Source organism: Streptomyces sp. 1114.5 (assembly GCF_003635085.1).
Lineage (GTDB): Bacteria > Actinomycetota > Actinomycetes > Streptomycetales > Streptomycetaceae > Kitasatospora.
In genome coordinates this window covers 226,891-253,477 of the sequence record NZ_RBXE01000004.1, presented here as the reverse complement: position 1 = coordinate 253,477, position 26,587 = coordinate 226,891, and the positions used below count along the sequence as shown (strand labels likewise).

The 26,587-nt window shown below is 73.5% G+C and carries 25 protein-coding genes and 1 pseudogene; 18 read left to right on the top strand and 8 right to left on the bottom strand.

Annotated elements, in window-relative coordinates:
- Positions 1–297: 297 nt before the first annotated feature.
- Positions 298–732, top strand: a complete 435-nt coding sequence (locus BX285_RS36245; RefSeq protein ID WP_097234714.1) for a CBS domain-containing protein — start codon at positions 298–300, stop codon at positions 730–732.
- Positions 733–899: 167 nt separating this feature from the next.
- Positions 900–1,484, top strand: a complete 585-nt coding sequence (locus BX285_RS36240; protein WP_097234713.1) for a pyridoxamine 5'-phosphate oxidase family protein — start codon at positions 900–902, stop codon at positions 1,482–1,484.
- A 154-nt stretch (positions 1,485–1,638) separates the two neighbouring features.
- On the opposite strand, the gene BX285_RS36235 is transcribed toward BX285_RS36240, so the two are convergent.
- Complete coding sequence (locus tag BX285_RS36235) at positions 1,639–2,034, bottom strand: transglycosylase family protein (RefSeq protein WP_121179709.1); 396 nt, start codon at positions 2,032–2,034, stop codon at positions 1,639–1,641.
- 471 nt (positions 2,035–2,505) lie between these two features.
- Here BX285_RS36235 and BX285_RS36230 point away from each other — a divergent pair, with 471 nt between their 5' ends.
- The 9 genes from BX285_RS36230 (at position 2,506) to BX285_RS36190 (ending at position 11,752) form a co-directional block, all read left to right on the top strand.
- Positions 2,506–3,036 carry a universal stress protein gene (locus BX285_RS36230; protein ID WP_097234711.1) on the top strand — a complete coding sequence of 177 codons (531 nt, stop codon included), beginning with the start codon at positions 2,506–2,508 and terminating at the stop codon, positions 3,034–3,036.
- 122 nt (positions 3,037–3,158) lie between these two features.
- On the top strand, positions 3,159–4,613 hold the full coding sequence (locus tag BX285_RS36225; protein WP_121179708.1) for a PLP-dependent aminotransferase family protein: 1,455 nt from the start codon (positions 3,159–3,161) through the stop codon (positions 4,611–4,613).
- Positions 4,614–4,808: 195 nt separating this feature from the next.
- On the top strand, positions 4,809–5,321 hold the full coding sequence (locus BX285_RS36220; protein ID WP_121179707.1) for a hypothetical protein: 513 nt from the start codon (positions 4,809–4,811) through the stop codon (positions 5,319–5,321).
- Positions 5,322–5,854: 533 nt separating this feature from the next.
- The gene (locus tag BX285_RS36215) at positions 5,855–7,261 is read left to right on the top strand and encodes a family 2B encapsulin nanocompartment shell protein (RefSeq protein ID WP_097239761.1); all 1,407 of its coding nucleotides are present in this window, start codon (positions 5,855–5,857) and stop codon (positions 7,259–7,261) included.
- A 289-nt stretch (positions 7,262–7,550) separates the two neighbouring features.
- Positions 7,551–8,549, top strand: coding sequence for a hypothetical protein (locus BX285_RS37020; RefSeq protein ID WP_147465305.1), 999 nt, complete (start codon positions 7,551–7,553; stop codon positions 8,547–8,549).
- Positions 8,550–8,637: 88 nt separating this feature from the next.
- Complete coding sequence (locus BX285_RS36205) at positions 8,638–9,411, top strand: DUF4239 domain-containing protein (protein ID WP_121179706.1); 774 nt, start codon at positions 8,638–8,640, stop codon at positions 9,409–9,411.
- A gap of 252 nt (positions 9,412–9,663) precedes the next feature.
- A complete protein-coding gene (locus BX285_RS36200; protein ID WP_121179705.1) occupies positions 9,664–10,308 on the top strand; it encodes a bifunctional 2-polyprenyl-6-hydroxyphenol methylase/3-demethylubiquinol 3-O-methyltransferase UbiG in 645 nt (214 codons plus the stop codon).
- Positions 10,305–10,982: a hypothetical protein gene (locus BX285_RS36195; RefSeq protein ID WP_121179704.1), complete on the top strand. Its 678-nt coding sequence runs from the start codon at positions 10,305–10,307 to the stop codon at positions 10,980–10,982. Before BX285_RS36200 ends, BX285_RS36195 begins: the two co-directional genes overlap by 4 nt.
- A 32-nt stretch (positions 10,983–11,014) precedes the next feature.
- Positions 11,015–11,752, top strand: coding sequence for a VOC family protein (locus BX285_RS36190; protein ID WP_121179703.1), 738 nt, complete (start codon positions 11,015–11,017; stop codon positions 11,750–11,752).
- Positions 11,753–11,818: 66 nt separating this feature from the next.
- On the opposite strand, the gene BX285_RS36185 is transcribed toward BX285_RS36190, so the two are convergent.
- Positions 11,819–14,119 carry a hypothetical protein gene (locus BX285_RS36185; protein ID WP_259471023.1) on the bottom strand — a complete coding sequence of 767 codons (2,301 nt, stop codon included), beginning with the start codon at positions 14,117–14,119 and terminating at the stop codon, positions 11,819–11,821.
- Between the two features lie 329 nt (positions 14,120–14,448).
- Here BX285_RS36185 and BX285_RS36180 point away from each other — a divergent pair, with 329 nt between their 5' ends.
- Positions 14,449–15,036, top strand: a complete 588-nt coding sequence (locus tag BX285_RS36180) for a TerD family protein (RefSeq protein WP_097234703.1) — start codon at positions 14,449–14,451, stop codon at positions 15,034–15,036.
- Between the two features lie 129 nt (positions 15,037–15,165).
- Here the strand turns inward: BX285_RS36180 and BX285_RS36175 are convergent, their stop codons facing one another.
- Positions 15,166–16,575 (bottom strand): lytic transglycosylase domain-containing protein, encoded by a 1,410-nt coding sequence (locus tag BX285_RS36175; RefSeq protein ID WP_121179702.1) that lies wholly within the window; start codon positions 16,573–16,575, stop codon positions 15,166–15,168.
- Positions 16,576–17,160: 585 nt separating this feature from the next.
- On the opposite strand from BX285_RS36175, the gene BX285_RS36170 reads away from it, so the two are divergent.
- Positions 17,161–17,547 (top strand): hypothetical protein, encoded by a 387-nt coding sequence (locus tag BX285_RS36170; protein ID WP_143685610.1) that lies wholly within the window; start codon positions 17,161–17,163, stop codon positions 17,545–17,547.
- Between the two features lie 41 nt (positions 17,548–17,588).
- Complete coding sequence (locus BX285_RS36165) at positions 17,589–17,885, top strand: hypothetical protein (protein ID WP_097234700.1); 297 nt, start codon at positions 17,589–17,591, stop codon at positions 17,883–17,885.
- Between the two features lie 74 nt (positions 17,886–17,959).
- On the opposite strand, the gene BX285_RS36160 is transcribed toward BX285_RS36165, so the two are convergent.
- The 3 genes from BX285_RS36160 to BX285_RS36145 all read right to left on the bottom strand — a co-directional run bounded on the left by BX285_RS36160 (position 17,960) and on the right by BX285_RS36145 (position 21,331).
- On the bottom strand, positions 17,960–19,576 hold the full coding sequence (locus BX285_RS36160; protein WP_257032225.1) for an alpha/beta hydrolase: 1,617 nt from the start codon (positions 19,574–19,576) through the stop codon (positions 17,960–17,962).
- Positions 19,577–19,690: 114 nt separating this feature from the next.
- Positions 19,691–20,332, bottom strand: coding sequence for an NAD(P)-dependent oxidoreductase (locus BX285_RS36150; protein ID WP_097234698.1), 642 nt, complete (start codon positions 20,330–20,332; stop codon positions 19,691–19,693).
- 42 nt (positions 20,333–20,374) lie between these two features.
- Positions 20,375–21,331 carry an EamA family transporter gene (locus BX285_RS36145; protein WP_218893052.1) on the bottom strand — a complete coding sequence of 319 codons (957 nt, stop codon included), beginning with the start codon at positions 21,329–21,331 and terminating at the stop codon, positions 20,375–20,377.
- A 122-nt stretch (positions 21,332–21,453) separates the two neighbouring features.
- Here BX285_RS36145 and BX285_RS36140 point away from each other — a divergent pair, with 122 nt between their 5' ends.
- Positions 21,454–21,951: a MarR family winged helix-turn-helix transcriptional regulator gene (locus BX285_RS36140; protein WP_179852647.1), complete on the top strand. Its 498-nt coding sequence runs from the start codon at positions 21,454–21,456 to the stop codon at positions 21,949–21,951.
- Positions 21,952–21,975: 24 nt separating this feature from the next.
- Positions 21,976–22,296 (top strand): annotated as a pseudogene (locus BX285_RS36135) (hypothetical protein); the annotation flags it as partial.
- A gap of 68 nt (positions 22,297–22,364) precedes the next feature.
- On the opposite strand, the gene BX285_RS36130 reads toward BX285_RS36135, so the two are convergent.
- Complete coding sequence (locus BX285_RS36130) at positions 22,365–23,216, bottom strand: methyltransferase domain-containing protein (protein WP_097234696.1); 852 nt, start codon at positions 23,214–23,216, stop codon at positions 22,365–22,367.
- A gap of 29 nt (positions 23,217–23,245) precedes the next feature.
- Between BX285_RS36130 and BX285_RS36125 the strand changes: the two genes are divergently transcribed.
- Complete coding sequence (locus BX285_RS36125) at positions 23,246–24,727, top strand: PLP-dependent aminotransferase family protein (protein ID WP_097234695.1); 1,482 nt, start codon at positions 23,246–23,248, stop codon at positions 24,725–24,727.
- 13 nt (positions 24,728–24,740) lie between these two features.
- Here the strand turns inward: BX285_RS36125 and BX285_RS36120 are convergent, their stop codons facing one another.
- Complete coding sequence (locus BX285_RS36120) at positions 24,741–25,136, bottom strand: hypothetical protein (RefSeq protein ID WP_097234694.1); 396 nt, start codon at positions 25,134–25,136, stop codon at positions 24,741–24,743.
- 130 nt (positions 25,137–25,266) lie between these two features.
- Between BX285_RS36120 and BX285_RS36115 the strand changes: the two genes are divergently transcribed.
- A complete protein-coding gene (locus BX285_RS36115) occupies positions 25,267–26,415 on the top strand; it encodes a glycoside hydrolase family 3 N-terminal domain-containing protein (protein WP_257032224.1) in 1,149 nt (382 codons plus the stop codon).
- Positions 26,416–26,587: the final 172 nt, after the last annotated feature.

Below are 26,587 nucleotides of genomic sequence, written 5' to 3'. Positions count from 1 at the left end.
TAGCCGCAGCGCACGGCCAGTTCCGCCGGCCTGGGTCGGCCGGGCCGAACGGGCCGAGTCGGCGAGCAGGAGCCGGGGCCGGTCGAAGCGCATCACCCGGGCGGCGGACTTCGAGGTCAGCCCGCTATCCCGGCGGAACCGTTCCTGCAGGTACCGGGCGCTGCCCGGCGCGGTCGCGGGCGGGCGCGGTGTTGCTTATGGTGAGGGCGCGGTCACCCCGTTCGCGCCGTGTCGGGCGCCGGGGGAGCACCGTCTTGGGGGGATGTGCCGGGGGGAACCACCGACGAAGGAGTCCCCGTGACCACTGCCCGAGACATCATGCACACCGGCGCCCAGTGCATCGGCGCCCACCAGACGCTGGCCGAGGCCGCGATGATGATGCGCGACAAGAACGTGGGCGCGCTGCCGATCTGCGGCGACGACCAGAAGCTGAAGGGCATCATCACCGACCGCGACATCGTGCTGCGATGTGTGGCCGAGGGCAAGGACCCGGCCTCGATGACGGCCATGGATCTGGCCGGGCACCTGCACTGCGTGCGTGCCGACGACAGCATGGAGTCGGTGCTGCGCAAGATGGAGCAGCACCAGATCCGGCGCATCCCGGTGATCGACGGGGAGCGGCTGGTGGGCATGATCAGCGAGGCCGATCTGGCGATGGGTCACCGAGACGGCCAGCGGCTGACCGACCAGCAGATCATCGACTTCATGGACGGCGTCTACATGATGCGTTGACCCGGCCCGGTCGGCAGCCGACCGGAGCCGCGGCCAAGACACGCCCCAGGCCCCGCCCGTGCACCTCGAAGGTGCCGGACGGGGCCCGCCCGCGTGGTGGCCCGCCGACCGTCTCATGGGCTGGATTTTCCTTTCTTGCCAGCCGAGATGCGGGCAGAATCGCGCTCATGGGAAAGCAGTACGAAAGCATCGACGGCCGGCTGCGCCGGTTCATCGAGAGCCAGCCGGTCTACTTCGTCGCGACGGCCCCGCTGGCCGCCGACGGGCACGTGAACCTCTCGCCCAAGGGGCGCTCCGGCACGCTCGCCGTGATCGACGAACTCACCCTCGCCTACCTGGACTTCGGCGGCTCGCAGGCCGAGACCGTCGCCCACCTGCGGGAGAACGGCCGGATCACCCTGATGTGGTGCGCCTTCGACGGGCCGCCGACCGTGGTGCGCGTGCACGGCCGGGGCGAGCCGGTCTTCCGTGACGACCCGCGGTTCGCCGACCTGCTCGGCCACTTCGACCCGACGGCCGATGGCTCGGGGCTGCGGGCGATCGTGCTGGTCAGGGCCGAGCGGGTCAGCGACTCCTGCGGGTACGCGGTGCCGTTCATGGACTACCGCTCCGACCGCGACCTGCACGCCCAGTACTTCGACCGCAAGGACGAGGAGGAGTTCGGCGCGTACTGCGAGCGCAAGCCGCTGGTCGGTACCAGCATCGACGGGCTGCCCGCGGTCCCGCTGCCGCTTCCGTCCCGGCCGGCCTGACGGGCGGCCTTCGGCTGTTCGGCCGACCGGTTCGTCGGGGACGGCGGTTCGTCGGGACGGCGGTTCGTCGGGACGGCGGTTCGTCGGGAGCAGCCGGTTCGGGGCACGACGAAGCCGCCGCACCCGGCAGGGGGTGCGGCGGCTTCGAGGAGTCTTACTTGGTCAGACCGGCCTTGACGGAGCAGATCGGCCAGGCGCCCGGGCCCTGGGCCGCGAGGACCTTCTCGCCGACGGAGATCTGCTGGTCCTTGGTGGCCAGGTCGGCGCGCGGGGCGAAGGAGGTGCCGCCGAAGGCCGCCCAGGTGCTGGAGGTGAACTGCAGGCCGCCGTAGAAGCCGTTGCCGGAGTTGATCGCCCAGTTGCCGGTGGCCTCGCAGGAGGCGACCTTGTCCCAGACGGAGGCCGGCGCGGCGGAGGCGCTGGTGGCCGTGACGAGGCCGGCCACCGGCAGGGCGGTGACCGCCCCGGCCATCAGAGCCATCCGGACGCGGTTGCGGCGCTTCGGGGTGGCAGTGGTGGTGGCAGCGGTGGTCTCGTTACGGAAGGTCATGAATTTCCTTTCGGAGGGGGTTGCGAGCGCGCGGAACCAGGCCCTCGGAAGGCCGTCGGTTTCGGGGACACGTCACTCGCGTGGTCCGGCACCGTCCTGCTCGGGGGCTGTGGGCCCGGCCGGAGCGATCGCTCGGTGCAACGGGTTCGAAGTTACGGGGGCGGTCGTGGCCGATTCAAGCATTCGAAGGTTTAGGCACGTCAGAGGACTGTTACCGGGCGTAAGGATCAAGGAATTGTGGCAATTTCGCCCGATTTCCACCCATTTCCATGATCAAATCACTGGGGAAAGCGGCCTGGGTCACACCGAAAGCCGTGTGAGCCCGCGCACATCGTCGACAGTGCGTGACGGTCGGCCAGCCGCCGGTGCCGGATCCGCGGCGTCCGCCGCCGCTCCGGGTGGCCCGCACCACAGGCCTCACCCGGAGTGCCCCCTGCCCTCACTCACGGTGCCGGGCATAGCCTCGGCGCCATGAGCAACGAGAGCGAGACAGCAGGCCCGGCGGACGCGGGAGCGCCCGGGGGCGGGGAGCAGCACGAGGCCGCCGTCGCGCCCGCCGGCTTCGAGCTGGGGACCGACGGGCCCAAGGTGATCCTGGCGGGGCTGGACGGCTCCGACTCCTCCTGGCGCGCCACCGCCTACGCCGCCGGACTGGCCCGCCGGCAGGGCGCCGTCCTTGCGGTGGCCTATGTCCAGCCGATCCTCGGCGCCGCGACCGCCCTCGCCGGAGCCGCCGTGGAGGAGACCACCCACGAGATCGCCGAGGAACTGCTGGCCGCCCTGCGCGAGGCCGAGGAGCGGCTGCGCGACGTGTGGAAGGTGGAGTGGCGCTTCCTGACCCTGCGCGGCGACCCCTACACCGGGCTGGCCAAGCTCGCGGACGAGCTGCGCGCCGACGCCGTGGTGGTCGGCGTCTCCGAGCAGGCCGGGCACAAGGTGATCGGATCGGTGGCCGTCCGGCTGGTGAAGGCGGGCCGCTGGCCGGTGACCGTCGTCCCGTAGGCGACCGTCGTCCCTTGCCAAGAGGAGCCCGAGAGTCCTTGGCAAGAGGAGCCCGAGGGTGAGACGAGCCCGGGCCGACCGCCCGCGGGGTACCGGTGGGTCGACGGGTAGGGTGCGTGACCATGACGGACACGTGGGGCACGCACCCCTCCGAGCCCGCCCACCCGACCGGCAACGACCTGCACCTCGACCTCCCCGCCACCGGAGGCCGCCGCGCCGCGCTGATGGCAGCCCTGCGCGAGGCGATCCGCAGCGGCCGCCTCGCCCCTGGCACCCGGCTACCGCCCTACCGCGCCCTCGCCGCCGACCTCGGCCTGGCCCGCAACACCGCCGCCGAGGCCTACGCCGAACTCGTCGCCGAGGGCTGGCTCACCGCCCGCCAGGGCTCCGGCACCACCGTCGCCGAACGCGCCGAACCCGTCCCACCCACCCGGGCCCGCCGACCCTCGCCCCGCCCCGGCCCCCGGCACGACCTGCGCCAGGGACAGCCCGACGCCGCCTCCTTCCCCCGCACCGCCTGGCTGGCCGCCGCCCGCCGGGCCCTCACCGCCGCGCCCAACGAGGCCTTCGGGCCCGGCGATCCGCAGGGCCGGCGCGAACTGCGCACCGTCCTCGCCGACTACCTGGCCCGCGCCCGCGGCGTGCGCACCGACCCGGACCGGATCGTGATCTGCTCCGGCTTCGCCCACGCGCTGCGACTGCTCTTCGACGGCGCCAGGCCGGTCCTGCCGCCCGCGGAGCACGGGCCGCTGGCCGTCGAGGCGTACGGCCTGGGCTTCCACCGCGCCCTGCTGGCCGCCGCGGGCGTCACCGGCGTTCCACTGCCGATCGACGAACAGGGCGCCCGCGTCGAGGAGTTGGCGCACCACGAGAAGGCCCGTACGGTCCTCCTCACCCCCGCCCACCAGTTCCCGACCGGCGGCCCGCTGCACCCGGGCCGCCGCGCCGCCGTGGTCGACTGGGCGCGCGGCCGGGGCGGGCTGATCCTGGAGGACGACTACGACGGCGAGTTCCGCTACGACCGACAGCCGGTCGGCGCCGTCCAGGGCCTCGACCCCGAGCGGGTGGTCTACCTCGGCAGCACCAGCAAGAGCCTCACCCCCGCGCTGCGCCTCGGCTGGATGGTGCTGCCGGACCACCTGGTCGACCGGGTGCTCGCCGCCAAGGGCGAACGCGAGGGCTGGGCCAGCGCACTGGACCAGCTGACCCTGGCCGAGTTCATCGACTCCGGTGGCTACGACCGGCACCTGCGCCGGATGCGCCGCCGCTACCGGGACCGCCGCGACCAGCTGGTGGCCGCGCTCGCGGCGAGCGCCCCGCACATCGAGGTGTCCGGCATCGCGGCCGGCCTGCACGCGGTGCTGCGGCTGGAGCCGGGCACCGAGGGCTCGGTGCTGAAGGCCGCCGCCTACCGGGGTCTGGCGGTGGAAGGCCTCGCCGACTACCGGCACCCGGCGATCGCCCCGGAGGCCATGCCCGCCGTGGACGGCCTGGTGGTCGGCTACGCCACGCCGCCCGACCACGCCTACCCGGCGGCGCTCGCGGCGCTGTGCGACGTCCTGCTGTCCGCGGCGTGACGGCGGGGGCGGTCGCGGGGGAGTGACGGCGGGAAGGGGTGGCGGAAGGCGCGGCGAAGCATAGGCCTCCCGGTGCCGCGCCGGGGCCGGAACGGGACCGGCCGGTCCACCGCGTCCGCTCACCGCTCCTGCGTCGGTACGGGATCGGGCCGAGGCGGGCAACCCCGGCGGAACCCCGGCCTACGCTCCTTGGTCATGCGCAGAACACATCCGATCCGCGCCGCGCTCGTCGCGTGCCCGGCCCTCGTCGTCGGTCTGCTCCTCTCCGCCGCTCCCGCGCGGGCCGACGCCCCGCTGCCCCTCACGGCCGTCTCCGACAAGCAGACGACCGTCCGGGGCGGCGAGTTCACGCTCACCCTGACGCTGACCAATCCGTACGACACCCCGATCCAGTTCGTCTACCAGAGCGTCCAGGAGACCTACCAGACCAGCCTGCAGACCGGCCTCAAGTTCACCGCGACGGCCTGCGGCACCCAGACCAACGGCTGCAGCGACAACGTCCACGGCGGCATCGCGCGGTACAACGTGCCGCTCGCCCCCGGCGCCAGCAGCACCTTCACGGTGACCTACGCCATCGCCCCCGACTCGGCCTGCGGCGACGCCGCCCGGATCGACTTCTACTCCTACCTGTACTACGAGTACAACGGAGGTCTGAACAACAACTCCGGCATCATCGGCGTCCCCGGCACCCAGGTCGCCTGCGCCTGACGTCCGCCTGATGTCCGTCTGATGCCCGGCAGGTTCGCTCGGTCCGCCGCCACCCGCCGCCCGTCGGACGCCGGTTGCCCCCGTACCGGTGCCTGGCGGGCGGTTCGCGTGCGCCAGGCGCGCCGGTCAAGCGCGCCTGGCGTGCCGAACCACCGCTCCGGTGTGCCGGGTTGACGCCGGGCGTGGCCTGCGGGGTCGTTCGGATGCGACCGGGAGGGTGCCGGACGAGCTGGGAAAACCGTCGGTGCCACGGAGGCCGCAGGTGCGAACGGATGTTCCTCCGGTCGGCGGCGCCACGGGGGCGGACCGCGCAAGATTCACCCTATCGGGGGGTACTGGGCCTTCGTACGGGCCTGGTCGGGTGCTGGTGATCTAGGGTTCCGGGTGGGTCGCCGCGAGACGGTGGCCATCTTTGCGACACTTCGCCAACACCCCCACCAGTCTACGGATCTGATGATCCGTCACGGCATGCGCCAGGGCGGTCCGTATGGCCCTGGCCGCGTGACCCGACCACAGGAATGGAGACCCTGCCGATGCCCGTGGACACGACCCCGGAGACAGAGCAGGTCAAGCAGCAGAGCCTTGCGACGGCCGCTGCCCGCAACCTTGCGACCACGACCAAGTCCGCCCCGCAGATGCAGGAGATCACCTCCCGCTGGCTGCTCAAGGTGCTCCCCTGGGTGCAGGCCGCCGGTGCGGCGTACCGGGTCAACCGACGGCTCACCTACACCGTGGGCAACGGTGTGGTGGAGTTCATCAAGACCGGCTCCCAGGTCCGCGTGATCCCGGCCGAGCTGGGCGAGTTGGCCCTGCTGCGCGGTTACGAGGACGAGGAGGTGCTGACCGCCCTGGCCGACCGCTGCCAGCAGCGCGACTTCGGCCCCGGCGAGGTGCTCACCACCCAGGGTGAGGCCGCCGACCGGATCTTCCTGATCGCGCACGGCAAGGTCAACCAGATCGGCACCGGCAAGTACGGCGACGAGACCGTGGTCGGCGTGGCCGGTGACGGCGACCGCTTCGGCGACGACGCCCTGCTGAACCCGGACGCCGTCTGGGACTTCACCGCCAAGACCGCCACCGCCGGTGTCGCGCTCACCCTGAGCCGCGCGGACTTCGCCGCCATCCGGGACAACGCGCCCAGCCTGCAGGAGCACCTGCAGGCCTTCCTGGCCCTGCCGCTGCAGGCCCAGAACGAGCGCGGCGAGGCCGAGATCGCCATGTCGGCCGGCCACCACGGCGAGTTCGAGCTGCCCGGCGCCTTCGTGGACTACGAGCTCAAGCCCCGCGAGTACGAGCTGAGCGTCGCGCAGACCGTCCTCAAGATCCACACCCGGGTTGCGGACCTCTACAACGAGCCGATGAACCAGACCGAGCACCAGCTCCGGCTGACCATCGAGGCCCTGCGCGAGCGCCAGGAGCACGAGCTCATCAACAACCCGGAGTTCGGGCTGCTCAACAACGCCGACTTCGACCAGCGGATCCAGACCCACTCCGGCCCGCCCACCCCGGACGACCTGGACGAGCTGCTCAACCGCCGCCGCGACCCCGACTACCTGCTGGCCCACCCGCGGACCATCGCCGCGATCGGCCGCGAGTTCAACGCCCGGGGCCTCTACCCGACCCACGTCGACCTCGGCGGGCAGCAGGTGCCGGCGTGGCGCGGGGTGCCGATCCTGCCGTGCAGCAAGATCCCGATCACCAAGGAGAACACGAGCTCGATCCTCGTGATCCGTACCGGTGAGGACAACCAGGGCGTCATCGGCCTGCACCAGACCGGGATCCCGGACGAGTACCAGCCCTCGCTCTCGGTCCGCTTCATGGGGATCGACGAGAAGGCGATCATCTCCTACCTGGTCAGCGCCTACTACTCGGCGGCCATCCTGGTGCCGGACGCGGTCGGCGTCCTGGAGAACGTGGAGATCGCGCACCGCCGCCACTGAACCCGCGGAAAGCCGAGCCCGGGCCGTAACCGGTCGGCTCGATGATCGTTTGACCTGATGACGGACGGCCCGCTCCCGGAGGCGGGCCGTCCGCCTGATCATGTCCGATCACTTTTGGTCGCGCGCGATCGACTTGGGGGTGGGGGGCGACCATTCCTGGTCGGTCTGTCGATCCCTTGGTGGACCGGCGCTCGGTGCTCGGCGCCTTCGAGCCGAGTTCTTCCGTCCCTCCTGTTCCTTCCGTTCCTTCCGTTCCGTTCTGATGCGACCCGAGAGGTGTGTGGAGCCCATGTCCCAGCGTCGGCAGTTACGACGGATACCGCTGCACGCCGGTGGGACCGCGGCCTCCGGTCGGCGGGTACGGCTGATCGGCGCGGCGGTCGGCGTGGTCGCGATATGCGCGCTGGTCACCGGCGCGACCGCGTCCGGGGCCGAGCACGGTGGCGGGCACGCGCACGGCCCGGTGGTGGACATCTGCGTCTGCACGGAGACCGACGTGTCGGTGTCGGTGGGGCCGGGCGGGAGCGTGGACGTCGGAGTCGACGTCGACGTCCAGGTCGGAGTCAGCGTCGCCCCGAACGCCGACGGCAGCAAGCACGGCCGCAAGCCCCCGCACGGGTACCACCCGTGCCGCACGCCCAGGGCCGCCCCGGCGCCGCTCGCGCCCTCCTCCTCGCCCTCGGCCGGGCTCAGGCCGGCACCCGGGCGGCCGGACGAGGAGCACGACGAGCACGCCGATCACGACGGGGACGGCTGGCACCACTGGCCGCACCACCACCATCACCACCCGCACCCCTGCCCGAGTCCGACGCCCACACCGACTCCGTCGCCGACGCACACCCCGACTCCGACCCCGACGCACACGCCCAGTCCGACGCCCACACCCACCCGGACTCCGAGTCCCACGCCGTCGCCGACGCCGCCACCCGCGCCCAGCCCGACGCCGCCGCCTCCGTCGCCCGCACCGACGCCGCCTCCGCCACCCCCGGCGCCCGCTCCGGCTGTGCCCGCGCCACCCCCGCCCGCGGCCCCGTTGCCGGACCCGCCCGGACCCGATCCGGCGGTGCCGACCCCCACGGTGTCGATCCCGGCGCCGCCGAGCCCGCTGTGGCCGACCCCGTCCGCGCGGCCGGTGTTCCACGTTCCGGCGTCGAAGCCGATGCCCCTGCCGCAGCGCCACCAGGCCGCCCCGATGACCACCACGATCCTGATGATCATGGTCCCCGGCGTGCTGGCGGCGGCCGCCCTGCGCCCGGGCCGCGGTCGAGGCCGCTCGGGCCGGTCCTGATCGGACCCCACCCCCGGACCGGCCCCGAACCCGGGCCGTCCGCGAGCTTTCCGTTCCGTCACGAGCCAAGCCAGAGAAGGGAGTTCCCATGTCCGAATGGGTGGCATTGACCATCGCCATGGCGTCGGCCTGTGCCGTCGTGGTGGCGGTGGTGCTGCTGAGGCACCGCCGGGTGGGCGGTGCCGAGGTGAACACCGACGAGACCCCGGACGTCATCGAATACATCACGATGATGATCGGGGTGGTCTACGCGATCGTCCTCGGTCTCGCCATCGCGGGTGTCTGGGAGGCGCGCGGCGCCGCCCAGGACGACCTGTTCCGCGAGGCGCAGTCACTGCGCGAGGTGAGCGACCGGGCGGTGGTCTACCCGGTCGAGTTCCGCGACCAGGTCCGCGCCGACGTGGACGCCTACGTCACCTATGTGGTGAACGTCGAGTGGGACTACATGAAGGAGAACGGCGAGATCAGCGCCAAGGGCGACCAGCTGCTGCAGAAGCTGCAGACCGACGTCGCCACCCGGCCGCCGGCCTCCGACCTGGAGTCCCAGGCCTACCAGCCGATCATGGACCGGATCGGCCAGGCCTCGGACGCCCGCGACGCGCGCGGCCAGAACGCCGGGCCGACCATGCCCGGGATCGTGTGGTTCGGGCTGATCGGCGGCGCGGTGGTGACCGTCGGCATGCTGTTCGCCCTGCAGATCCGGCGCACACCAAGGGAGTTGGTGTTGGCACTGTGCTTCAGTGCGCTGATCGCCTTCCTGCTGTTCATGATCTGGGACTTCGACGACCCGTTCTCGCGAAGCGTCTCGGTGACCACCCAGCCGTTCGTGGACCTGTTCCCCTCGCTCAACCTCAACGACTGAGCCGGTCGGCGGACGTCCCGGTCGGCGGACGGCCCGCGCGGAGCTCCGCGCGGGCCGTCGCTGTTGCACCGGCCGACACCTGCGGCGGGCCGGTCCGGCCACGTCACAACTGAACAGATTGGACTGGACCAATAGGGGTCGTCAAGGGTGTCCGTCCGCTGGACCGTTCCCGGCCCCGACCGCGGCGGCCCGGTAGGTTGACCGGAACGGGCAGGCCCGAGGAAGCCGCACCGAAGGAACGGAGGAGGCGCGATGGACAGCCAGGACTGGGACGACCGCTACGCCGCGAGCGAGCTGGTGTGGGGCGCGGCGCCGAACCGGTGGGTGGTCCGCGAACTGGCCGACGCCGCCCCCGGCCACGCCCTGGACCTCGCCGCCGGTGAGGGCCGCAACGCCATCTGGCTGGCCGACCGGGGTTGGGAGGTCACCGGGCTGGACTTCTCCGCCGTCGCCCTGGAACGCGCCGAACGCCTCACCGCCGAACTGCCCGACGAGGTCGCCGACCGCCTCACCTGGCGCCACGGCGACGCCCGTACCTTTGATGCGCCGGCCGCCGGCTACGACCTCGTCCTGGTGGCCTACCTCCAGCTGCCGGCTGCCGACCGCTGGACCGTGCTGCGCCGCGCGGCCGAGGCGTTGGCCCCCGGCGGCACCCTGCTGGTCGTCGGGCACGACCTGAGCAACCTCACCGAGGGCGTCGGCGGGCCGCAGGATCCGGCGGTGCTGTTCACCCCGGAGGACGTCCTGGCCGACCTCGACGGACTCGGCCTGCACGCCGTCTGCGCCGAGCGGGTGCACCGCACGGTCGGCGGCGAGCCCGGGCACCGGGGTGTCGCCGCCGGGTCCTCCGGCGTGGCGGTGGACGCGCTGGTCCGGCTGGAACGGGCCGTCGCATGACCGGCCGCCGGACAACGGACCCCAGCCGGCGGGCGCTGCTGGCCGGGCTGGCGGGCGTCGCCCCGCTGGTGGTGGCCGGGTGCTCTTCGGGCAAGCAGGACAAGCCGGGAAAGGCCGGGAAGTCCGAGGCGGCGGCGCGGGCGAACGATCCGGGCGGTGCGGCCGTCGTGATGATCATCCGGCACGGCGAGAAGCCCGACGGCGGCCACCCGGGCCTGGACGAGAACGGCAAGCAGGACGGCAAGTCCCTGACCGAGCGCGGCTGGGCCCGCGCCAGGGCGCTGCCCTCGCTGTTCTCCCCGCCCGCGCCCGGCCTGCGCACCCCGGCCCGGATCTTCGCCGCTGCCGACCAGGGCCCGCTGGCCGGCGCGCACCGGATGCGCCAGACCGTCACCCCGTTGGCCGCGGCGCTCGGGCTGACGGTGGACACCGGGTACGCCGAGTCCCAGGAGTCCGCGCTGGCCGGTGCCGCGCTGGCCGGGGCGCAGCCGGTGCTGATCTGCTGGGAGCACTCGCGGATCCCGCGGATCGTCGAGGCGCTGGGGGCCGTCGGCAGCGGCGCGCCCGCCGCCTGGCCGGACCGGTTCGACCTGGTCTGGGTGTTCTCCCGGCCGGCCGGCGGGGCGTGGTCCTTCCAGGAGGTGCGGCAGCACCTGCTGGACGGCGACAGCTGATCCCGGCCGACTCCGGATCTAGGATCTGCGGCATGGCAACACGACTCGTACAGATCAACATGAAGGCCCAGGACGACGCCGCGCTCGGCCGGTTCTGGGCCGAGGCACTCGGTTGGGGGGTCGACAGCGAGGGCCCCGGCGTGACCAACCTCGAACCGGTCGGCTTCGCCTACCCCGACCCCGCGGCCGTCTGCATCGATCTCGTCGCCCGCCCGGAAGCCAAGACGGCGAAGAACCGGGTGCACCTCGACCTGGCCACCACCTCGACCGCCCATCAGGCGGAGCTGGTCCCGCGCCTGAAGGACCTCGGCGCGACGCTCGCCGACGTGGGGCAGGGCGACGTCCCCTGGACGGTCATGGCCGACCCGGAGGGCAACGAGTTCTGCGTCCTGGAGCCCCGGGAGATCTACCGGGACACCGGGCCGATCGCCGCGGTGGTGGTCGACTGCACCGACCCGCGGGCGATGGCCCGGTTCTGGGGCGAGGCCATGGACTGGACGGTGCACGAGGTCGACGACGACCACGCGACCATGCGTTCCTCCCACGGCGTCGGCCCCTACCTGGAGTTCATCCGCACCCCCGACACCAAGAGCGGGTGGAACCGCGTCCACCTGGACATCAGGCCCTACCGCGGCGACGACCCGGCAGCCGAGGAGGCCAGGCTGCGCGCCCTGGGCGCCTCCGACCCGGGCATCGACCAGTCCGCCATCTCGTGGCGGATCCTGACCGACCCGGAGGGCAACGAGTTCTGCCTGCTCAGCCCCCTGTAGCCCGCGGGCCCGCTCGGGCGGCGAGGCCGACCCCGCCACCCGCCGGCGGATCCCCGCGCCGATCCGCTAGCCGGCCGTGATCGTCACCACCGAGTACTGGGCGACGGTCAGCGGCACGCTCACCGTCCCGCCGGTGACGGTGTACGGGACGGGCTTGGGCGCCGGGTCGGTGCCGTCCGGGCTGGCGACGGTGACGGCGGTGACGGCGGCCCCGGCCGGGAGGGCGTAGGAGAGCGTGCAGTTGGCGGGGGTGGTGCGGAAGTCCGCCGGGGTGTCGCCGAAGTTGGTGAAGTTCACCAGGTGGACGACGGTGTCGCCGCCGAGCCGCCGGGCGTCCAGGAAGATCCGCCGGTCCCCGGCCAGGGTCACCGCCGGTGGCGCGGACTGCCGTACGGCGGTGAGCAGTTGGTCGGCGGAGGCCTGGTCGGTCCTGGTCAGGTAGCTGAGCCCGGCCCGGGCCTTGACGTACCAACAGGTGCCGCTGCCGTAGGAGTTCTGCCCGGTGGCGGGCAGCGGGTCGGCCCGGCGCAGGCCGAGCACGTCGGAGAGGGCGAACTCGGCGCGCTGGGCGCCGAGTTCGTCCAGTGCGGTGGGCGCCGGGCCGGTGATGACGACCGTCCCGCCGCCGGCGACGAAGGCGCGCAGCACCGCCGCCTCGGCGTCGGAGACCGCCTGCAGGTCGGGCAGCAGCAGGACCTTGAACCGGGCCAGGTCGTCGGCGGTCAGGCCGGGGCTGGACACCGTGTCGAAGGGGACGTGGGCGTAGACCAGGGCCTTCACGGTGCCCCGGAACTCGCCCAGCCAGGGGACCTGTGCGCAGCTCATCTGCGGGTCGTCGCCGCCCCACCAGTCGGTGATCCCGGCCGGGGCGATGGCGTTGACGTACATCCCGTTGCCCTCGCCGGGGGCCACGTAGTCCCGGGACGGCGCCGAGTGGTAGACGCCGACCTGGGCGATCGAGGTCGCGTCGTACAGCTTCTGCTGGTTGGTGCGGACGAAGCGGTACATCCGGGTGCGCATCGCGCCGTCCACGGTGTCGTTCTTGAACGGGGTCTTCACCTCGTACGGGTTGCAGCCGGCCGCGATCAGTTGGGACATCACCAGCGAGGCGTCGTCGGGCTGCCAGCCGTAGGAGAACGCCCAGGCGGGCTTGGTGCCGCTGGCGGCGCGGGCGTACTTGTACATCGAGATCAGGCAGACCCAGTCGGAGGCGGTGGCGTGCCGCATGCCGTCGTAGTTGCCGAGGACGTCCACCTCCCAGACCTGGCTCACCGCGCCGGGCGCCTGGCGCAGGTAGCCGCCGTCCAGGCCGATCGAGGTGGCGTAGCGGTAGTCCATCGAGACGGTCTCGACGAAGGTGACCAGGTCGGGGTTGACCGAGCGGCCCGCGGCGGCGATGTCGAGCTGGAACCGGAGCAGGTTGCGGTGGCGCCACTCGACGTAGCGGCGGAAGGCCGGGTCGGCGAAGTTCGCGGCCTTGGGCAGGGCGAGGCCGGTGTCGGCCCGGAAGGCGGCCGCGCCCCAGGTGGAGGCGTCGCACCAGGAGAGCACGCCGTCGAAGTAGATCGGCACGTCCGGCCAGATGCCGTCCACGCCGGTGGCTGCCACGCCCTTGATCCGCTTGAGGTAGTAGTCCCGCCAGGGCGAGTTGGGGCTGAGCCAGACGCTCTCGTCGCCGGGGTCGACCCAGACCACCACGCTGCCGTAGAACACGTTGGGCTTTCCGGCGAGGTCGCGCTGGACCCAGTTCTTGCCCTGGTCGTTCTTGTAGAAGGACCGGCCCTTCTCGCCGCCGGGGGAGATCAGCTCCAGCGACGGGTAGTACATGACGACCTTCATCCCGGCGGCGTGGGCCAGGCCGGTGAAGGTCTTCACCTCGGCCATGTGGGCGGTGAACTCGGCGTAGGTGAGCCAGTTGGAGAGCAGGGTGTCCAGCTCGATGACGCTGACCTCCTGCGCCTTCAGGGCGTCGACGGCGCTCTGCATGTCGGCGGGCTCGTTGAAGGTGCCGTCGGCGATCCGGGCGTAGCGGGCCCAGTCGGGCCAGGACGGTGCGACGGCGTCGCGGGCGGTTCCGGCGGCAGGTCCGGGCGCGGGTACGGCCGCGGGTGCGGGCAGGGTCGGCGGTAAGGGCGCGGGCGACGGGGCGGTGGCCCAGGCCCGGCCGCCGGGCAGCAGACGGACGGCGGCCAGGGCGCCGCCCGCGCCGAGGCCGGCCCGGAGCAGGCGCCGGCGGCCGAGCCGGGAGGCGGTGGCGGCGCTGACGGGTGGTGGCGCGGTGTGCTGCTCGCTTCTCTCGAACGGCGCGGTTACCCGCTGCTGTTCGGTTCCCTGCTGCTGTTCGGTTCCTTCGTGCTGCTCGGGCATGGTGGTCCCCCCATTGCGAGTCGGCATGACCGGGTGACGGTCGTGAGTGGAACGAACGGTGCGCGGGCGTCCTGCCGTGGCGACCGGCGGCGCCTCGGGGCCGACCCTAGACGGTGCGCCGCCCCGGCCGTTCGGTCCCGGTCGGCCTCTACGTCAGACGCCGGACCGCCGGTTCCCTCAGGGTGCGGACCGTCGTCGGGGGTGAGGCCCGGGGCGGCGCGGGGTAGGGGGTGCCCGCAGGGCGTCGTCGGATGATCACAAACTTTCTACAGTGATGTAGATTCGCGGCACGCGGCGATGGCAGACGGTGGCAGAACGAGGAGGACGCGATGAGCGTTTCGCTGGCCAAGGGGCAGAAGATCAGCCTGGAGAAGCCGGGCGGTGGACAGTTGAGCCTGGTCCGGATGGGCCTCGGCTGGAGGGCGGCGGAGCGCAAGGGCTTCCTGGCCAAGCTGCTCGCCGCCGGCCGGGAGATCGACCTGGACGCCTCGGCCGTGCTGTTCGCCCAGGGACGGCCGGTGGACGTGGTCTTCTTCCAGCACCTGACCAGCAACGACGGGTCGGTGCGGCACAGCGGGGACAACCTGGTCGGCGGCGCCGGTGACGCGACCGACGACGAGTCGATCACGGTCGACCTGACCACGGTGTCGGCGGAGGTCGACCAGATCCTCTTCACCGTCAACTCCTTCACCGGCCAGACCTTCCAGGAGGTCGAGGCGGCCTTCTGCCGGCTCGTGGACGAGACCACCGGCGCCGAGCTGGCCCGCTACACGCTCACCGGCGGCGGCCCGTACACCGCGCAGATCATGGCCAAGGTGCAGCGCATGGGCACCGGTTGGCAGATGACCGCGATCGGCCAGCCGGCCAGCGGGCGGACCTTCCAGGACCTGATGCCGGAGCTGGTCAAGCACCTCTGAGCCCGGTCACGGCGGCGCCGCCGGTCCCGGTCCGGGGCGGCAGGTGTCCATCCACACGCACGCACACACGCACCAGGGGCGCGGTTCCTCCTACGGAACCGCGCCCCCGGTGATTTTGGATCTGCCCGGTCAGCCCTTCGGGGTGGCCGCAGGCGAGAACGAGGCGCTGGGGGTGGTGCTGGGCGCTGCGCTCGGGGCTCCCGGGGTGCTCGTCGCCGTCGGGGTGGGCGTCGGACAACCGGGGATGCCGGTGGGCGTGGCCGTGGGCGTCGCCGTCGGGGTGCCGGTGGGGGTTGCCGTGGCGCTGGGCGACGGGGAGCCCGTCGGGGTGGGCGTTCCGGTCGGGGTGCCGGTGGGCGTGGCCGTGGCCGACGGGTCCGGGCAGGCCGTGGGCGTCGCCGTCGGGGTACCGGTGGGCGTCGGGGTCGTGGTCGGCGTCCCGGTCGGGGTGGCGCTCGGCGACGGTGAACCGGTGGGCGTGGGCGTCGTGGTGGGGCTCGGGGTGGTCGTCGGCTGTGCGGTCGGCGACGGGGCCGGGGCGGGGGTGACCGGCGCGGTCGGGTCCGGCGTGGGAGCCGGAGCGGGCGTCGTGCCGGTGCTGCCGGTGCCCGTGGTGGTGCCGCCGGCGACCGGGAGGAAGGGCGAGGGCAGCGAGATGGGCGGCAGTGGGGAGCCCGGGCGGTTCGGGACGGTGGCCACCGTGCCGCTGCCGAAGTGGGCCATCCAGTTGCGGACCGTCCGCAGGTACTCGCCCGAGTTGTTGTAGCTGAGCACCGCCCGGTCGAGCTGCGCCGGGTCGGCGAGGTCCCGGCCGCCCGCGCACAGGTAGCGCCCGGCGGCCTCGGCGGCGTCGAAGACGTTGTTCGGGTCGGCCTTGCCGTCGCCGTTGGCGTCCGCGCCCCAGGCTTCCCAGGTGGACGGGATGAACTGCATCGGGCCGACGGCGCGGTCCCAGCGGGCGTCACCGTCGTAGCGGCCGCCGTCGGTGTCGGGTATCGCGGCGAAGCCGTTGCCGTCCAGGGCCGGGCCGAGGATCGGCTGCAGGAGCGTGCCCGAGGCGTCCACCTGGCCGCCGTTGGCCTGGCCGGACTCGACCTGGCCGATCCCCGCGAGCAGCTGCCAGGGCAGGTGGCAGCCGGGGGAGCGCTGCGCCAGCGAGGCCTCGGCCTGGCGGTAGGCGGCGAAGACCGTGGTGGGCAGCGCGGGCCCGGTGGCCGCGAACGGGCCGGCGGCGGGTGCGCCGGGCAGCGTGCCGGGCGGCTGCGGGAGCTGGACGGTGCCGCCGCCGTCGGCCGGGACGCCGGTGCCGAAGGTGCCGGGTATGCCGGGCGAGGAGCTGCCGAGCGGGGAGCCGGCGGACTGGGTGGCGGCACCGTTCGTCGGGCCGGTGTCGGCGACCGCGACCGGCGCGAGTCCGAGGCCCGTCACCTGAGAGCCGGTCAGCGCCGCCAGCGCGGCGAAGGCCGCGGCCGTCCCCGTGACCCGCTTGCCGACCCGGAGCTTGCGCCCGCCCTGGGTACTGCCGAACCTCGCCGTCATCCGTGTCCCCTCCCCGTCGCCGCCCGGATTGTCCCGGAACGGTTGAGTTGTCGTCATCGTGCCGGTCCACCTGATGACGGCACCCGCCACCGGACGATTAGTATCACGACGATCTGACAGGGACAGGGTGACCGGGAGGCGGCCCGAGCCCCACCGCGGAGTCAACGTGCACCTCAGCGGGGGGTACGCGCGGCCCCGGAGGTTCCCGCTCGGGCTCGCGACCTGCGCCGTCTCCGCCCGTAGCCAGCGTCATCTCCCCACAGCACAGCGGAAGTCGGCCAACGCCCCAACGGCAGTGGGCCGGTGGGCGGCCCGGCGCCCCGGGGCCCGGACCGGCGGTTCGGAGCGCAGGGGTGGTACGTGCGCGGCGTTTCGGGCTCCCCGGCGGCGCCCGGGGTCGACCGGCCTGACCTGCCGGAACATGAGGAGCGGAAGTCGGACAGGCCCTAGCAGGACGGCCCTGCCGGCGCCAGGGTGCGTCCCCAACTCGCCCCTGGACGGGTGACGTTCTGGTGAAAGTGGGCATGCCAGGAATCACCGCCCGGCATGCTGTGCCGCGTGATGATGCGGATGGAGGTCCGGACCGTGAGCGCGAACCTGCCGGAGACCGTCGCCGAGGGAGCGGTCCTCCTGCCGGCACCCCCTCGGGTCGTGGACGACCTGGCCCGAGACCTGACCCAGGCCGCCGCCGCCGTCCGGGCGGTGTCGCGCAGCGGCCGTTCCGGCGGCGGGGACGTCGCGGTCGCCGCCTACACCGCCGTGGTGTGCACCGGCCGGTCGGCGGCACGCGCCCTGGACGAGGCCGCCGCCTGGTGCCGGCAGGCCCCCGAGGCCGAGGTGCACTCGGTGGCCTGGGCCCGGGTGCCCGGGCATCGGGAGGACGTCCACGAGTACCGGGTGACCCTGGCCGTCAGCTTCCCCGACGAGGAGACCGGCGAGCACCTCGGGGACACCCACCACGGCTGCCGCTGAGGTCGTATGATCCCTCCACGGATGAGGGGGGTACGAACGACATGGTGGACGACGCGGCCGTCGGCAAGGACGGCGGTACGGAGAGCGGTAAGGACGGCGCTACGGAGGGCGGTCCGCAGGAGCTCTCGCGGGCTGCCGCCGTCACGGCCACCGTCCTGGCCGCGCTCTTCGCCTCGGCGGCGCTGCTGGCCTCGCTCCACTGGCTGGGGTGGACCGTCCCGGGGATCGGCTGGATCGTCGCCAAGGCGGGGATCAAGCTCACCGTCGGCGGCTTCGTCGTGCTGGCTCTCGCCCTCGACCGGCTCCGGGACCGGCTGAAGGCGCGGTCCCGGAGCTGACCGGGCCGGGGCCCGACCTCCGGGCCGTGGCCCCGAAGTCGCTCCGTGAGCCCCGGAGTCGGCAGCCTGCTTCGTCAACTCGTCTGCGGCGTGGCGCAGGTGAGGTCGTGGGCGGGTGCCTCACCGTCCAGCAGGTAGCGCTCCACGACATCGGTGACGCAGGGGTTGGACCCGGGGTACTGGCCGTGGTCCCCGCTCCCGGTGACGGTGACCAGCCGCGAGCCGCGCAGCGCGCGGTGGGCACCGAGCGCCGCCTCGTAGTACGTCGCCGGGTCGTGCACCGAGTTGAGCATCAGCGTGGCCGGCAGGTGGGCGCCCGTGACCTTCACCTTGGGCGCCGGGGCGACCGGCCAGGACGCGCAGACCGCGCCGAAGGCGAGCGACCGGGCGCCCACCAGCGGCCAGCGGGCGGTGTTCTCGGCGCCGCGTTGCACCCAGCTGTCCAGGTCCCTGGTCCACGGGGTGTCGTTGCAGGTGACCGAGAAGTACTCGGCGAGGAAGTCCGGGCTGAGGTAGCCGCTGAAGGCCTTGGCGGCGGCCGTCCTGGTGGTGGGGTCGGCGCTCTGCCAGTTGTCGACGGTGGTCAGGAGCCGGGCGAGGACGGGGAAGTTCTCGGCCTCGTAGATCGCCGAGATGGCCACGTTGTCCCACTGGTTGGGGCCGATCGTCACCGAACCCTCGACGATGGGCGCGTCGTGCAGGGCGGCCCGCCGCTGTTCCCAGTGCGTCCGCACCTGCTCCGGCGTCGTCCCCCAGTGGTAGGTGGCGTCCTGGGCCGCGAGCCAGGGCAGGAAGTCCTCGTCGAAGCGGCGCTGGAAGCTCATCGGCTGGCCGAGCTGGAACTTCTCCCAGGTGCCCTCGAAGCCGATGTTGCTGTCCAGCACCATCCGGTCGACCCGGTGCGGGAAGAGCGCCCCGTAGTAGGCGCCGATCATCGAGGCGTAGGACGGTCCGTCGTAGCTGAGCTTGCGCTCGCCGAGCAGGCCGCGGAACAGGTCGATGTCGCGGGCGGTCTGCTCGGTGTTCAGGTAGGGGATCAGGTCGCCGCTGTGCTCCTGGCAACTGGCAGCCAGCTTCTTGGAGTTGGTGATGACGCGGTCGATCGCGGCGGGGGACTGGTCGCGGTAGTCGCCGGCCAGGAAGTCATCGAACTCCGCCTGGCTCTGGCAGACCGCCTTGGTGCTCTCGCCGACGCCGCGCTGGTCGAAGCCCACGATGTCGTACGCGGCGCCGACGGCCGGGGCGGAGTTCGCCAGCCCGGCCGGGCGCAGCAGGCCCGAGGCGCCGGGGCCGCCGGCCGCGAGCAGCAGGGTGCCCCTGCGTGCGGCCGGGTCGGTGGCGCGGTGCCGGGAGACGGCGATGGTGAGGTCGGCCCCGACGCCGGGGTGGTGCCAGTCCCGCGGGGTGGTCATGGTGGCGCAGTCCAGGGCGGGCTGCTTGGCGCAGGGCTGCCAGTCCAGGGTCTGGTGGGTGTAGCGGGCGGGGGCCGGGTCGGCGTCGCCCGGGTCGCGGGCGCTGTCGGCGGTGGCGGTGGTGGCCGGCAGGGCGAGACCGGCGAGCACGGCAGCGGCCACGGCCAGCGCGGCGCGCCGGGTCCGGGAGGCGGTGGCCGCCGTTGCGGGGTTCGTCGTTGCGGGGCTCGCCGCCGTGGCGGTCGTTGCGGTCGTTGCGGGCGTTGCGGTGTTCGTCACGGGAACGATCCTGTCCGTCGGCGCCCTGACGATCGATCACCCCTGCTTCCGTCTTCGGGGTGGTGCTGGGTACACCCCCGCCCGGGGGCGTACCCGATCCCCGGGCGACGGCCGTCAGTAGGCGACGGTGAACCGGGCCCGGCGGTGGGCGGGCCGTTCGACCTCGTCGAGGAGGGCGACGGCCAGGTCCTCCATGGAGATCGCCGAGTTGCCCTCGGTGTCGACCAGCAGCTCGTCGCGCCCGAGGCGGAAGCGGCCGGTGCGCACGCCGGGTTCGAGCAGCGCGGCCGGGCTCAGGTACGTCCAGTCGACGTCCTCGCCGGCGGCGCGGTAGAGGTCCAGCTGCTCGCCGCAGGCCAGGGCGATCGGCCGGACCTCGGCGGGGAAGCCGGGGGTCTCCACCAGGGTCGCCCCGTCGGCGCCGGGGACGATGAGGCTGCCGGCGCCGCCGACGGCCAGCAGCCGCACGCCCGTACCGGCGATGCCCGCGAGCAGACCCTTGGTGGTCACGGACAGTTCGTGCTCGCGGCCCGGCGACGGGCGGGTGGCGGTGAGCACCGCGTCCTGGTCGGCGGATATCCGGGTCACGTCCTCGGGGTTGCCGGCGTCGCCGACGGTGAGGGTGACCTCGGCCGGCAGGCCGTGCGGCTTGGCCGGGTCCCGGACGACGGCGGTGACCTCGTGGCCGCGGGCGAGGGCCTCGGTGACGATCCGGCTGCCGACGTTGCCGGTGGCGCCGAACACGGTGATGCGCATGGGGTGTTCTCCTGGGGTGTGGGTCGGGTCCGGAAAGGAGGGTCAGGCGTTCTCGCGTACGGGCGGCGTGGGCCGCACGGGCGGTGTGGCGGGCGCGGAGGCCTCCGAAGCATCCGATGCCTCCGGCGCCGACCGGGCGTCGGTGCGGGGCCGTCGGGTCTGGGCGACGACGAGCGAGCCGAGCACGACCAGCGCGCCGAGCGCCTGCAGCGGGCTGAGGTCCTGGCCGAGCGCCAGCCAGCCGAGCCCGGTGGCGACCACCGGGCTGAGCAGCCCGAGGAAGGAGACCGAGGTCGGCGGGAGCACCTTCAGCCCTCGGAACCACAGCGCGTAGGTGAAGGCCGCGCCGATCAGGCAGAGGTAGGCGTAGCCGAGCACGTTCCCGGTGCTGTAGTGGGACGGCGGTGCGCCTTCGGTGAGCAGCGTCACCGGCACCAACAGCAGCCCGCCGGTGGTGAGTTGCCACCCGGTGGTGGCGAGCAGCGGCGCGGGGGAGACCCAGCGCTTGGACAGCACGATGCCGGCGGCCATCACCACTGCACTGCCGACCGCGGCGGCCAGCCCGAGCGCGTCCAGCCGGGCGCCGGCCCGCAGGACCAGCAGACTCACGCCCGCCACGCCCGCGATGCCGGACAGCACGGTGCGCAGGGTGAGGCGGTCCCCGAGGACCGCGGCCGAGAGCCCGGCGGTGATCAGCGGCTGGACGGCGCCGACGGTGGCCGCGATGCCGCCGGGAAGGCGGTAGGCGGCGATGAAGAGCAGGGCCTGGAAGGCGCCGATGTTGAGTGCGCCGAGGACCAGTGAACGCCACCACCAGCTGCCCTGCGGAAGTCGGCGGGTGAGGGCGATCAGCAGCAGCCCGGCGGGTAAGCAGCGGATGACGGCGGCGAGGAGCGGGCGGTGGGGCGGCAGGAACTCGGTGGTGACGAAGTACGTCGTCCCCCAGACGGCGGGGGCGAGGGCCGTCATCAGGACGATGGCGAGGCGATGTCTTAGCACTAAACCAATGTATCTCAGCGCTAAGACACTCTTCATCGCCCTGCGGGGTGACGTGGCTCACAGTTACCTCATCGCTAAGGTATCTGCCCGGAATCACCCCTACCGGGCCTACCCTGGAGCCCGTGGCAGATCATGTGGACCGCGTAGTCGCGCAGTGGGCCGCCGAGCGCCCCGACCTGGACGTCTCCCCGATGGAGGTGTTCGGCCGGCTGAAGCGCCTCTACCGCCTGGTGGACGTGGCGCTCAACCGCACCTTCGCCGAGCACGGCCTGGACGCCGCCTCCTTCGACGTCCTCGCCACCCTCAAGCGCAACGGCCCGCCCTACCGCCTCACCCCGACCGGCCTGATGCAGTCCGCCATGGTCACCTCCGGTGCCATCACCCAGCGCCTGGACCGGCTGGAGGCCCGCGGACTGGTCACCCGGACCCGCAGCGACCAGGACGGCCGCAGCCGCGAGGTGGCCCTCACCCCCGAGGGCCACGCCCTGATCGATCGCGCCCTGCCCGACCACCTGGCCAACGAGTTCCGTCTCCTCGAAGGCCTCGACGACGAGCGCACCGCCGCCCTGGTCGACGCCATGCGCGCCCTGCTGGTGGCCCTCGGGGACAACTCGGATTGACTTCCGCTCCCCGGAGCCTCGGCCGACGTCCGGGCGGACGGCTCCGGCTGCGACCTCGCCTGGGACACCGGCGTGCGCTCCGCCGCCGTCCCCCGGCTCTCCACCGGCGACGGGCTGATCCACACCGTGCTGCGCAAGCCCGTCATCCCCGGCACCGACATCACCTCGATCCTCGACCCCTCCTACTACGCCGAGATCGACCCCCGCACCGGCGCCGTCACCCGCACCGGCTACCTCGGCGCGGGTTTCCTGTTCGACACGCTCCAGATGGTCGGCTCCATTGCCCCCGGCGGGGTGGTCTACCAGGGGACCACCACCGGCATCCTGCGGATCACGGCCGAATAGCCGGGCCCTGTGTCGGGGCGCCGCGCCGGGGTGTCGCGTCGGGGCCTCGTGCCTTCTGCCGGGGGTCGTCAGGGGTTGACCGCGACGGCCTTGAAGAAGGCGTAGTGGAACGTCCCGCCCGGCTCGGCGGCGCGGCGCAGCTCGGCGATGCCCCGGTCGAACTCCTCCGGGGTGGTCAGGCCGGCGGCCAGCGCCTCCGACCGGACGGCCTCGACCATGGCGACGAAGGTCCGCCGGGTGAAGCCCTCCACCAGGGCCGGGCGGGAGCCGTCGACGTAGACGGTCCTCGGGCGGACCGTCACGTCCGCGAAACCGGCCGCCGTCAGCAGCGGGTGGAGGCGGCGGCCGAGCAGGCCGTCGCCGCCCGCCCCGGCCTGGAGACGGACCAGGTGGTCGATCGTCCGGCGGGCCGCCGGGCTCTCCGGGTGGAAGAACGCCGAGCCGTGGTCGCCCTCGATCACCGTGATCGTCCCGCCCGGCCGCAGCACCCGCCGCAGCGACGCCAGCCCGGCCGCCGGATCGGGCAGGTGCTCCAGCACGAAGCAGAGGAAGACGTGGTCGAACGAGGCGTCCGGGAAGGGCAGTCGGTGCAGGTCGCCGTGGTGCCAGGCCACGTCCGCGCCGGGCACCTGCTCCGCCACCCGGGCGCGGGCCTGGGCCAGCGACTCCGCCGAGAGGTCCGCGGCGGTCAGCAGCACGCCGGGGCTGGCGGCCAGCAGGTGCACCGTCTGCGCCCCCACCCCGCAGCCCGCCTCCAACACCCGGCTGCCCGCCGGGTACGCCGTGCCCGTGTGCAGCAGCCAGGCGAGGGTGTCCGCCTGGTCGCCGAGGCGCTGCGCCTCGGTGTCCGAGTAGCCGTGGACGTAGTTCTTGCTTTCGTACCTGTCCTGCTTGTCGGGCAGTGCCGTTTCCGTGGTCATGGACCCCACCCTCGCGTCACTATGGTCCGGTGAACAGGTCCAAAGCCGCCGCATCGGACAGGTCCAAAGAGACCGGTGCCGACTTCCTCCAGCTCGACACCGCCGACGCCCCGCCCGGCGGCCTCACCGACTGGCTCGCCCGCCGGCTGCGCGAGGCGGTCGCCGACGGGCGGCTCCCGGCCGGCAGTCGACTGCCCGCCAGCCGGGTGCTGGCGGCCGAACTCGGCGTCTCCCGCGGGGTGGTGACCGACGCCTACCGGCGCCTCGCCGAGGAGGGGCAGGTCGCCGGGTACGGGCGGGGCGGCACCGTCGTGGTCGCGCGCCCGGCTCCTCCCGCCGTGCCGCCCGCTCCGCGCTCCGACGCCCCCGCCCTCTTCCGGGACCACCCCGGCCCCGCCGTGTGGGACCAGCTGCGCGCCGCCCCCGCCCGGATCGACCTCACCCCCGGCGTGCCCGACCTCGCGGCGTTCCCCCGCGCCGCCTGGCTGCGCGCCGAACGCGCCGTCCTCGACGGCCTCGCCGCCTCCGACCTGGGTTACGGCGACGTCCGCGGCACCCCCGCGCTGCGCGAGGCGGTCGCCCACTGGCTCGCCCGCAACCGGGGCATCCGCGCCGATCCCGAGGAGGTGCTGATCGTCGCCGGGACGGCCCAGGCGCTGGCCCTGCTCGGCCGCGCCCTCGGACAGGAGGGCATCACCGAGGTCGCGGTCGAGGACCCGGGCTCGCTCGGCGCGCGCCAGCACCTCGCCCACTGGCTCGCCGCCACCCCGTCCGTCCCGGTCGACGCCGAGGGCGTCCGGGTCGACGCCCTGCGCGCCACCGGCGCCCCGGCGGTCCTGCTCACCCCCGCCCACCAGTACCCGACCGGGGTCGTCCTCGGCGGCGACCGCCGGCGCGAACTGCTGCGCTGGGCGGCCGAGGGCGGTCTGGTGATCGAGGACGACTACGACGCCGAGCACCGCTACGACCGCCCGCCCGTGCCCGCGCTCCGGGCCGCCCTGCCGGACCGGGTCTGCTACGCGGGCAGCATCTCCAAGCTGCTCGCCCCCGCCCTGCGCACCGGCTGGCTGCTGGTGCCCGCCCGCCTGCGGGACGCCGTCCTCGACGCCAAGCGCTTCGCCGACCTCGGCAATCCGGCGCTGCCGCAGCTGGTCCTGGCCCGGCTGATGGAATCCGGTGAACTCGACCGCCACCTACGGCTGTTGCGCCGCCGCCACCGCCGTCGCCGGGATGCCGTGATCGCCGCCATCCGCACCCACCTCCCGGGCGCCACGGTCCACGGCGCGGCCGCCGGTCTCCACCTGATGCTGACCCTGCCGGAGGACATCGGCTGCACGGACGCCGAGTTGGCCGCCGCCGCACTGGCCCGGGGCGTCAAGGTCCAGCCCCTGTCCTGGCACGCCCGCCTCCCGTACCCGCCGGGTCTGGTCCTCGGCTACGCGGCGGGCTCGCCGCCGGAGACGGCCGAAGGCATCGCCGTCCTGGGGGAGTTGGTCCGGCTCGCGGGGTGATGGGGGGCAAGCCTCACGAGGGCTCCTGCCGCCGGAGGTCGGCCTCGACGCGGGCGAGTTCGGCGTCGTACTGCTCCGCTTCGAAGTCGAACTCCGGCGGACGGGCCTGCAGGTACGGCACCTCCCAGTCGGCCCAGCGGACGACGGGGCCGAAGCGCTGCACGGTGGCGGAGAGGTAGCCGCAGCAGCCGCCGGTGCACTCCGGCTCGCCCAGTTCCACCCGGTGCGGCTTGCCGGTGGCGTGCAGCGGGCTCGGGCGGTCGTGCGGGAACAGCAGGGCGGCCCATCGGCCCAGACCGTCCGGGCCGGTGGTCTGGGCGACCAGGTCCTCGCCGTTGACCCAGAACCGCAGCTCGGCGGGGATGCGTGGCCCGGGCGGCAGGATCCTGATCTCCAGTCGGTCGAACATTCGGCCACTCTACGGTGCCGCCGTGAAGTGCCTATCGGATTATCGGATGAATCTGGTGCGGAACGGACTGGTGAGGACGCCCGCTGGGTACGCTGACGGGCCGAAGTCCGCTGCTGCCCCAGGAGGCGTGATGGCCCCGCTCCGGCGAGTCGCCCGGTTCGGGGTGATGCTCGCGGTCCTGGGGGTCTCCCTCGGGCCCGTTCCGCTCGGAACGGCCTCCGAGGTGCGCCCCACCCACACCGAGAGGACCGTCACCATGGCAGCCCAGGCCCCGGAGGACTCCCGCACCCTCGCCGGACGGCGGATCGTCCTCTCGTACGCAGGGCCGACCCCGCCGCCCGGAGTGCTGCAGACCATCCGGGAGGGCCGGGCGGCCGGGGTGATCCTCTTCGGCCAGAACATCACCGGCCCCGAACAGCTGGCCGAGGCCGTCGCCGAGCTCAAGCAGGCGGCGGCCGAGGCACCGCACCCGCACGCGCTGCTGCTGATGACCGACCAGGAGGGCGGCAAGGTCCGTCGGCTGCGCGGTGCCCCCGAACTCTCCGCCCGCCGCACCGGCCAGGCCCCGAACCCGGTGGCCGCCGCGGCGGAATCCGGCCTCGGCGCCGCCCGGACGCTCACCGACGCCGGGCTCAACCTCAACCTCGCCCCGGTGCTCGACGTCTTCGACACCCCGGACAACTTCATCGACCACTCCGAGCGCTCCTACAGTCAGGACCCGTCCGCGGTGGGCCAGTTGGGCACTGCCTTCCTCGCCGCCCAGCAGGGCCTCGGGGTCGCCGCGACCGCCAAGCACTTCCCGGGCCTCGGTGCCGCCGCCCGCGCCGAGAACACGGACGAGCGCCCGGTCACCCTCGACCTCCCGCTGGAGCGGATCCGGGACCGCGACGAGGCTCCCTACCGGGCCGCCATCGCGGCGGGCGTACGGCTGGTGATGGCCTCCTGGGCGGTCTACCCGGCACTGGACCCGGAGCGCCCGGCCGGCCTGTCGCCCGCCGTCATCAAGGGCGAACTCCGCGACCGGCTCGGCTTCGACGGCGTGACCGTCACCGACGCCATGGAGGCCGGCGCCCTCGTCCCCTTCGGTGACACCGGTGAGCGCGCGGTGGCCGCCGCCGAGGCGGGCATGGACCTGCTGCTCTGCTCCGCCCGCGACCCGCAGCAGGCCGAGGACGCCACCGAAGCCCTGGCCGCCGCCCTCGACTCCGGCCGCCTCGACCGCGCCGCCTTCACCACCGCCGTCGCCCGCATCGACGCCCTGCGCGCCTCCCTCGACTGACCCCGCCGCTTGCGGTGGCCGCGGGTTCACCCGTGGTCAACGTGGGTGTCGCCCGGGCGTGAGCGGGCGTTCGGCCGTCCTGGAGTGATTACGCCATCGAAGGTCTGCTTTCGGTCGCGGCACTATTTCGAAGGGCAAATCGGGAGCCTGGCATGGGAATCGCATGGCAAAG

Coding starts and splice junctions, on each gene's coding strand:
- BX285_RS36240 (WP_097234713.1), top strand. CDS start 900: ATGGGAAAGCAGTACGAAAGCATCGACGGCCGGCTGCGCCGGTTCATC.
- BX285_RS36235 (WP_121179709.1), bottom strand. CDS start 2,034: ATGACCTTCCGTAACGAGACCACCGCTGCCACCACCACTGCCACCCCG.
- BX285_RS36230 (WP_097234711.1), top strand. CDS start 2,506: ATGAGCAACGAGAGCGAGACAGCAGGCCCGGCGGACGCGGGAGCGCCC.
- BX285_RS36225 (WP_121179708.1), top strand. CDS start 3,159: ATGACGGACACGTGGGGCACGCACCCCTCCGAGCCCGCCCACCCGACC.
- BX285_RS36220 (WP_121179707.1), top strand. CDS start 4,809: ATGCGCAGAACACATCCGATCCGCGCCGCGCTCGTCGCGTGCCCGGCC.
- BX285_RS36215 (WP_097239761.1), top strand. CDS start 5,855: ATGCCCGTGGACACGACCCCGGAGACAGAGCAGGTCAAGCAGCAGAGC.
- BX285_RS37020 (WP_147465305.1), top strand. CDS start 7,551: ATGTCCCAGCGTCGGCAGTTACGACGGATACCGCTGCACGCCGGTGGG.
- BX285_RS36205 (WP_121179706.1), top strand. CDS start 8,638: ATGTCCGAATGGGTGGCATTGACCATCGCCATGGCGTCGGCCTGTGCC.
- BX285_RS36200 (WP_121179705.1), top strand. CDS start 9,664: ATGGACAGCCAGGACTGGGACGACCGCTACGCCGCGAGCGAGCTGGTG.
- BX285_RS36195 (WP_121179704.1), top strand. CDS start 10,305: ATGACCGGCCGCCGGACAACGGACCCCAGCCGGCGGGCGCTGCTGGCC.
- BX285_RS36190 (WP_121179703.1), top strand. CDS start 11,015: ATGGCAACACGACTCGTACAGATCAACATGAAGGCCCAGGACGACGCC.
- BX285_RS36185 (WP_259471023.1), bottom strand. CDS start 14,119: ATGCCCGAGCAGCACGAAGGAACCGAACAGCAGCAGGGAACCGAACAG.
- BX285_RS36180 (WP_097234703.1), top strand. CDS start 14,449: ATGAGCGTTTCGCTGGCCAAGGGGCAGAAGATCAGCCTGGAGAAGCCG.
- BX285_RS36175 (WP_121179702.1), bottom strand. CDS start 16,575: ATGACGGCGAGGTTCGGCAGTACCCAGGGCGGGCGCAAGCTCCGGGTC.
- BX285_RS36165 (WP_097234700.1), top strand. CDS start 17,589: ATGGTGGACGACGCGGCCGTCGGCAAGGACGGCGGTACGGAGAGCGGT.
- BX285_RS36150 (WP_097234698.1), bottom strand. CDS start 20,332: ATGCGCATCACCGTGTTCGGCGCCACCGGCAACGTCGGCAGCCGGATC.
- BX285_RS36130 (WP_097234696.1), bottom strand. CDS start 23,216: ATGACCACGGAAACGGCACTGCCCGACAAGCAGGACAGGTACGAAAGC.
- BX285_RS36120 (WP_097234694.1), bottom strand. CDS start 25,136: ATGTTCGACCGACTGGAGATCAGGATCCTGCCGCCCGGGCCACGCATC.
- BX285_RS36115 (WP_257032224.1), top strand. CDS start 25,267: ATGGCCCCGCTCCGGCGAGTCGCCCGGTTCGGGGTGATGCTCGCGGTC.